This window comes from Peptococcus simiae, assembly GCF_046569735.1.
GTDB lineage: Bacteria > Bacillota > Peptococcia > Peptococcales > Peptococcaceae > Peptococcus > Peptococcus simiae_A.
In genome coordinates this window covers 1-7,982 of record NZ_JBKICG010000033.1, presented here as the reverse complement: position 1 = coordinate 7,982, position 7,982 = coordinate 1, and the positions used below count along the sequence as shown (strand labels likewise).

Annotated in this window: 5 protein-coding genes; 3 read left to right on the top strand and 2 right to left on the bottom strand. The window is 40.7% G+C overall.

What is annotated here, in order from left to right; all coding sequences use genetic code 11:
- The 3 genes from ACLGL1_RS09635 to ACLGL1_RS09625 form a co-directional block, all read left to right on the top strand.
- Positions 1-754, top strand: a 754-nt coding sequence (locus ACLGL1_RS09635) for a CAP domain-containing protein (RefSeq protein ID WP_411008462.1), incomplete at its 5' end; no start/stop codon positions are given.
- Between the two features lie 203 nt (positions 755-957).
- On the top strand, positions 958-2,316 hold the full coding sequence (locus tag ACLGL1_RS09630) for a hypothetical protein (protein WP_411008461.1): 1,359 nt from the start codon (positions 958-960) through the stop codon (positions 2,314-2,316).
- Between the two features lie 224 nt (positions 2,317-2,540).
- Complete coding sequence (locus ACLGL1_RS09625; RefSeq protein ID WP_411008460.1) at positions 2,541-3,941, top strand: nuclease-related domain-containing protein; 1,401 nt, start codon at positions 2,541-2,543, stop codon at positions 3,939-3,941.
- 128 nt (positions 3,942-4,069) lie between these two features.
- On the opposite strand, the gene ACLGL1_RS09620 is transcribed toward ACLGL1_RS09625, so the two are convergent.
- Together ACLGL1_RS09620 and ACLGL1_RS09615 are read right to left on the bottom strand one after the other, a co-directional pair.
- Positions 4,070-7,090, bottom strand: a complete 3,021-nt coding sequence (locus tag ACLGL1_RS09620) for an AAA domain-containing protein (protein ID WP_411008459.1) — start codon at positions 7,088-7,090, stop codon at positions 4,070-4,072.
- 135 nt (positions 7,091-7,225) lie between these two features.
- Positions 7,226-7,982 (bottom strand): CAP domain-containing protein (locus tag ACLGL1_RS09615; RefSeq protein ID WP_411008458.1); only part of this gene is annotated, 757 nt, incomplete at its 5' end.

Below are 7,982 nucleotides of genomic sequence, written 5' to 3'. Positions count from 1 at the left end.
CACCAACCCTGTCCAGCCCAGCGTAACGCCTAGCAAGCCTTCCAGTGAGGTGAATACACCCAGTAACCCCTTTACCCCCCAGGAACAAAAGAGCGCCCTAACAAGTGAAGAATTAGCCTGGTTAAAGGATAGGGCCAAGTCAGGCCCCCAGACCGAAGAAGACCTGGCCAGGTATGAGGCGTTCAGGACTAGAAAGGGCCTCAGTAGTGAGGAAATCGATCTACTGAATGCCTTCTGGCAATATGTGCCGGAGTTCAAGAAGAGCCTGTACTACCAGGCCCTAGAAGCCCCCAGAAAGCCTTTTACAGCAGACCAGCTGCGGATGCTGGAACTGGTAAACGCTGCCCGGACCGAGCACGGCCTGAAGCCGGTTAAGCTCTCTCCTGCCCTCTGTGAAGGGGCTGAGATTAGGGCGAGGGAGACTACGGAAACACTAAAAGATAATCCTACTTACGAAGGCTATGAAGCTAAGGAGGCAGCCGGTTGGAACCCCCATAGCCGGTTAGACGGTAATATCCCGAAAACCGTCCTAAATGATGTGGGTCTGGAAAAGTTTAGCAAATACTTTAATGTAAATGAGAACTTAGCAACTGGATTTAATAGCAGAAACTTTGAATCTGCTGATTATGTTTTTGCTGGATGGATGAACTCCTCCGGACACCGTAGCAATATTCTTAATCCCAGCAATGCGTATGCAGGTTTTGCTTACCATTCTGGTAGTACGCAGAACTGGATCCAACTCTTCCAAACTTAATTCTAACCCAAACCGCCCTAGTGGCGGTTTTCTTTTACCCATGCAAAAGTATTTTAGAATAGGCAAGACGTTTTTTTAGGTTTGCCGAAATTACGCTCACCAATTCCATTTAAAAATAGATAGTCGTAGATACCCTGCCTTCCGAAGTCCAGCTCATTGGCCAGCCCACCCTGCAAGGGAAAACAGACGGAGGAGGCCTAGCCATGGTCGGTGGCAGCACAGTGACCCAGCCCATTGGGGATATTGCCCCCGGTGAAAGCGTAAAGGTCACCTATACCGTCCAAGTCAAGAAAGGGACTGCCAAGGAAGTCACCTACAAAAAAGGGGCCAGCGAAAGCGAGCTGGACAAGCTCCGTAAGCAAAACGCTGTCACCTTAATTAACACCGCCAACGCCACCGGTGAAAACGGTACAGGCGGTGCTACTGACGATAAAGTCAAAGTCCCCCCGGTATTAGTACCGGAAGAGGGAGGGGGTAGAGATTCAGATCCTCCTCTACCCAGCAACGACCAACCCACCCTCGAAAAGACCGCTGAAAAGGATATTGTAGACCTCTCCACCAGAGACGGTGCCAGAAACACCTACACCATTAAGCTAACCAATAGAACAGATAAGGTCTGGAAAGATATTAAGGTAACAGATGTCCTAGATACCTCTCGCCTGACCTTCTACCGTGACAGCCTCACCATTAACGGCGTCCCTAAAGCCTGGGGGACAGACTTCAGCTACAAACCCAATGGCAGCTCCATGCTAGATACCCTCACCATCCCGGTAGGCGACATCCAGCCCGGAAAAGCTGCTATTATCCAGTTCAAAGTCCTCCACGCCAACGACGGAGCAGACAAACCCTACGTCAACCAGGCCACAGCAGAAAGCAAGTCCCACGACCCCGTTACCGGAGACGTAACCGTTAGCTTCAATAACCCACAACCCGTCTCTAAAATCCACCACGTCCTGTCTGCCGGTTACACAGATGGCACCTGGGGACCCTACGCAACCACAGATAAAAACTTCCTCTCTACCGAAGAAGCAGCCGCCTTTATCGCCCGGTCCATTACCGCCGAAAAAAGGCAAGAACTCATGCAGGGGAGAGACTACGCCAGCAACACCCTTACCCTCAATAACGCCTGGGCCAACAACGCCGTCCGTTTCATGGTCGGCATTGGCGCCCTCAAACAATACGAACTCCTGCCAACCCCACCCCTAGAGGAAACCAAAGACTACGTCCAGTTCGGTACAGAGAACGCCCAGTTCCGCTTTGTAGCCACCCGAAACCAAATCGGGCGGATGCTCAAAGCCTGCGGCCTCACCGGCCTACCCGGCTACGACTACAGCACAGACAGAACAGGGACCCGTCTCCACCGCCTAGACTTCATTAAAGAACTGGAACAAATCACCGGTAGAGACACCCAACCCAACACCAACGGTCTACCAACCCGGACCTTCTCCGACACTAGAGACCCAGCCGTAACAGAATCCGCCGTATGGCACAACTACGTCCTGGATAACCAAGATAGAGAAGTATGGATTGCCACAGACCTAAGTAAAGGAGCCTCCATCTAATATAGGAAGCAGAAAGAGCCGAGCAATTGCCCGGCTCTTTTTTCTATGGGTAAAAGAAAAAACCTTTAATTCAACTACAATCCCGTAGTAAGAGTAAAATTATTAGCGATTTTTAATTGGAGATAGAGGTTATCTGCTACACTTAGAACCGAAATCATGATATTCTTATAGAGGGCATATAGCTTGGGAACTAACATCATAAAACAATGAAATGAGGGGCGCTAATGAACAAAAGCTTAGTAAAAAACACCTTATTTGCTTTATGCATTATGCTTACATTTCATCTTTCCTTACGGATTGGCTCAAGAATTCTTTCTACTCTTCAAGCATCGGGTAGCTTAGCAGAATTTTTAATCATCTACCATTCTGATATTTTTAAATGCTTTTTAGTTATTGGGGTTTATGTTTTTATGTGCTATTTAATGTACAAGAATTTTTATTTCAGTCCAGAACTTGAAGAAATAAAACGCAATACAAAGCAAGCCAAGCAATATCAAGAGTACTATTTGACAGAAAATACTGTTAACAAACTTAAAGAAGCAGCTTTTGAAAACAAAAAGAAATTTTCAAATTTAGATTGCAATGGCGTTTCAATATGGGATATTATGCGCTGGGCTACTATTAATAAGCCAGAACAAATAGATGTAAAAAAGTCGGAATTGAATAATTTTTATGCCCGAGAGCAACATCTAATAAAATCCTATATTTTAGAATGTAATCGACAATTAGCTTCCTCGCAAAAACTATTTCTCAATATTAATGAAACAGTAAATTTTAATGGAACGGATTGCCCTAGACTATCTGTTCACTTTAATAAAGTCCTCTCCTCAATCTTTGATATACACCGAGGCGTGAATAAGAAATGTCGGACTGACATCATAAAGTATCTGCGAGCTTTTTATAACAATCTTTTCGCTAACTACGAAGATGTATACATCAATTTCAAAAAAGAAGAAAAGGGAATGTCTGGCGAAAACTCTGTTATAGATGCTTTAAAGCCTTTCTCAGGAATGCGCTTTATAGACAATCTTGTCTTAAAAAGCGCTGATACTTTAACTAAAACCACAGAGATTGATATTGTTCTTGTAAACGATAAAGGAATTTTTGTTTTAGAAGTAAAAAATTATGGTGGACAAAACAAAACCTTAAAAATTGACCCATCAGGAAAATGGGTGCTTTATGACAAAAATAGAAAGGCAGTGACGGATCTAACATCCCCAGTACCACAGATGGCTAGACAAATTCTAGCGATAAAATCTTTACTTAAAGATAATTTATTAGAAGATAAAAAAATACCTATTTACTCTATGGTTGTTCTTGGAAATAATAGCGTGGATTTAGAAAACCTTTCAAATAGTGTAATCATTAGGCCATCAGAAATAACGACTGAAATATTCAATAAACCTGATATGCTCACAAATGAGGAGCAGGAAAGAGTTTTCAATCTGTTTTCTAAAAACAATTTGGGCGAGCAATCTTTTAGGGTTAATAGTTATGCTAAAGCTTCTGCATATAATTATTGTTGTTTTATTCAGTTTGCTCAGCTATTACACAAAAATCTAAAGCTTGTAACCCCTTACTATAGAAAAGTGTCCGATCTAGAACCGGAAGAGGATTTTATTTAAACGCAATGGGGCTATGTCAGAATGAGTGAAATCATTCGGCACAGCCCCATTATTTATATATAGATGGAATTTCTTTGCGAGATGTATTCAACAAGGTCAATCGTAAATCAGAAGATGTATTTAATATATCAACCGTCGAGATAGTTTTCTTTAAGTCCGATAATATAATTCTCAATCTTATCTAAGGTTTCATTAACAACATTCGAATGGAGTCCTTTATATAGCCCTTTATCACCAATAATATAGAACCTCTTTTTTGCTCGTGTGGCAGCAACATTCATTATATTGGGCTTAGATACTGCCCAATTAGCTGCCCCCAAGCTGTTTTTATCTGCACCCATAACGAGGATAACTATATCGTTCTGCTTACCTTGAAACGTATGAACGGTACCAATTTGCTCGTTAGTGTTATGAATTAAATGCTCTTTGCGTTCTTTTCTTAAATGCTCCTTAATCCTCATAGCAACATTCCTGAATGGGCTGATAATATACATATCTTTATTGGAATAGCCCTCTTCAGTTATTAGGTATTCTAACAATTGCTCCACACACTCGGCTTGTTCTTGGACAAACTTGTTATCAGCAGTCCCTGTAACATCATACCAAGCCGAAAATCCAATATTATTCTCAAGGCCTTGGACCATTCTTTCGCCATAAGAGATAGCATTTGAAATTGAAAACATCGGCTCTGCACACCTCCTATGCACCCACAGAGGTATACCAATCCATGTATCTTTATCTTTATCTTCATCTTTTTTAAAGCCATAGGAACCAGAAGCATCTAAGATGGTCTGACAGGAAGATTCTGCGGCAAGGTATCGATCTGAAACTAAAAAGTGATTTTGTAGCACCCCTAACACTTGCGAGTCTAAAGTTTTTACGGGCTCAATCTGAAAGGGATCGCCTAGGGCCATTACTTGCCTTGCTCTCATTAGTCCGCCTATACAATCTTGTGGAGCTGCCTGCCCAGCTTCATCAATAAAAAGGTTAGGTAAATCTTCGGAACCAGCAAAGTCAAACATATTGGACATACTGGCAAAGGTTGTGCTAATGACCGGGATTGCAAAGTTAATCCAATTCCATGCAGCAAGAAGAACTTCTCTCCCATTTTCTTGCTGCTTTATTTTCCATTTATTATCATCATTAAGGATTAGGTTCGCAACTTTTAATGAATCTCTATGCTTAGATAAAAAAGCCTTTCTAACACCTAATGCTTTTATAAATAAATGGCTCTGTTTCTTTCTAAACTCATCATTAAACCATGGCGCTATTTTTTCATTTTCCTGATAAGATTTCTTGAAATCTAATTCCTGATAAGATTTTTTGAAATCTAAAACCGGTTTATTTAATTCTTTAAAATCCCCTAATATCTTTTCTATTGATTGCATATTTATTTCAGCCTGCTCTAAATCTCTTTTATATTGATCAATTAAATCTTTCTTTTCATCAAGATTATTGCGGCCTTCCTCAATGGAACCAGATACTTCACTAATCATCTCCTCACTTTTGTTTATCTCATCTAAATAGATTTTAGCATCCTTTGCTCTGAGTAGTTTCTTAATAAGGAAAAATCTCGGCTTCGTCTGAAGAATTTTATTATTTTCTTTTTGAGCCGTTTCTAAGTCATCATTAAGCTCCTTTAAAGACTCAGAAATCGTAAAGACCTCATTAGTTAATTCTTTTATCAAGCTAGGATAGCTTTCTAAAACCTGCCTAACTTCAGATATTTTCTTTAATTTTTCATATGCGTTTTGTGTGTTATTTATCTCTTCTTGAACTTTATCATAGAGAGAATTAAAATCACCACAATCTATCTCTAGAAAAAAGTCTGGAGGTGGATATGAGTTTTTCTCTTCAAAATCTCCATGAATGTCTTTTCCCATCTGATTTAATTCTAAACATATTTCGTCTATCCGCTCGGTAATTTTCCTGCGCTTTGCCTTCGCTCCTCCCCTGAGTGAAAAGGATCCCCACATTTTTTGTGTAGCAAAATCGCCCTCTTCACCCTCTATCTCAAAAGGGAAATAATCCGGTTTTTGAAAAGAATCATGGATAGCGTCCCAAATCGAAAAATCAACAACAACATTTTCAAGTGCCTTGTTGTTTGAGCTTGCTAAAATAAAATTAGACGTTAATAGCTCCGGAGAAAGTTTTTTCATTTGGAATGTCTGCTTCTGACCACTACTTTCAGTGGTAACACTAATTTCATCAAGAGTGACTTCACCTAAACATTTTGATATCTCTCTACTGGTTTGGACAATCAATCCTGCAAACACATCTTTTAAAAGTGTAGTTTTACCAGTTCCGGGAGGCCCATTTACACTCAAAAGCCTATCTCTTTCCATCATTCGCAAGTTAATTGCTACCTGTTGCATTAAGCTAGGCGCATGGCTAGGGTTGCTAGGAAAGCGACCTAATGGAAAATTACAAGGGGCTAAAATATCTAAAATCTGTTCTTGGCCTTGTGGCTTGGTGCTATCTAGGTTAATTTTGTGTGACGTTGAACTTGCGCCTAAAAAACGATTGAGAAGATGACTGTTGCTACATTTCTTGGCTGCTTTTAGATCATTTATCACGAAAGAGTGTAGACTTGTATTCATTTCAGCTTTAGTACGAAAGCCTTTATAATAAATATTATCGGCCCTAATAAGAGCATTAGATGAGTCGATTAAGTTCAATAAAAACTTTTCCGTATTACGGTTAGATTGTTTATATATTTCATCTATTTCTTTAATTAAATAGTCTGAGAAATCCGCAATGGTTTTGCTATCTTTAATAAGCTCGCCTTGCAAATAAATATAGTATGGAATAGAAATAAAAGTTTCATCTGAAATAAGGTTTAGTTTATGGTCAAAAACCAAAGAGTATTGAAAAGTTTTCTCCCAAGTTACCTCTTCGTCAACTATTTTTAGATTATATTTTTTCCTTAATTTATCCAATACCTCTTTGAAACTAAGTGCATTAATACACAGAACTAAGTGGGTGTATTTTTTGACCCCTGTTCTTGGTAGTAACTTTTCTAATTCATTGTAGCTTAATTTATCTCGAGTTAACTTCTTAAAGTCCTTAGATAGTTTTGCTTCAGACAAATTTTCGTAAAATATAAAGGCGTCTAAAATATTGTTTTTCAAGTCAATCTGTTTATCCATAACACGTCCTCCACGGAATAAGAATAATCTGAATACTATGCATCCACTCTATCATATGGACTTTTTTATGTCACTGTTTTTGTGCAGATTAGGCACAAAAAAACCACCCGAAGGTGGTTTGGAAGGCTAAGGTGATTAGATTGCAAAAATTTGTACCCAGTGTTGATTGTCTTTATCTCCCGCTGAATAGGCGAGACCCATAAATTTATTACTAGGGTTTAAAATATTTGCACGGTGTCCGGGGGAATTCATCCACCCATTAAATGCCTCAGAAGAGAGATAATTTTTAGCGTAAAATCTTGTTGCTAGGTTTTCGTTAAATCGTATATAGGTTTTAAACTGAGATAAATTCAAATCATTCATAAGGGTATTCGGATGACTGCCATCCAGTCTACTATGTGGATTCCATCCAGCCGCTTCTTTAGCTTCAAAGTCAGCTAAAGTGTTAATTCCCTGTAACGCCTCTCCAGTCTCCCTCGCCCTAATCTCAGCCCCTTCACAGAGGGCAGGAGAGAGTTTAACCGGCTTCAGCCCATGCTCAGCCCGGGCAGCGTTTACCAGCTTCAGCATCCGCAGCTGGTCTGCTGTAAAGGGCTTTCGAGGGGCTTCTAGGGCCTGGTAGTACAGGCTCTTCTTGAACTCCGGCACATATCGCCAGAAGGCATTCAGCAGATCGATTTCTTCACTACTGAGGCCCTTTCTCGTTCTGAACGCCTCATACCTAGCTAGGTCTTCCTCGGTCTGGGGACCTGACTGAGCGAGAGCCTTTAATTGGGCCAGTTCCGTGCTATTTAAGGCACCCTTTTGTTCCTGGGGGGTAAAGGGGTTACTGGGTGTATTCACCTCACTGGAAGGCTGCTGGGGTCTTAGGCTGGGCTGGACAGGGTTGGCC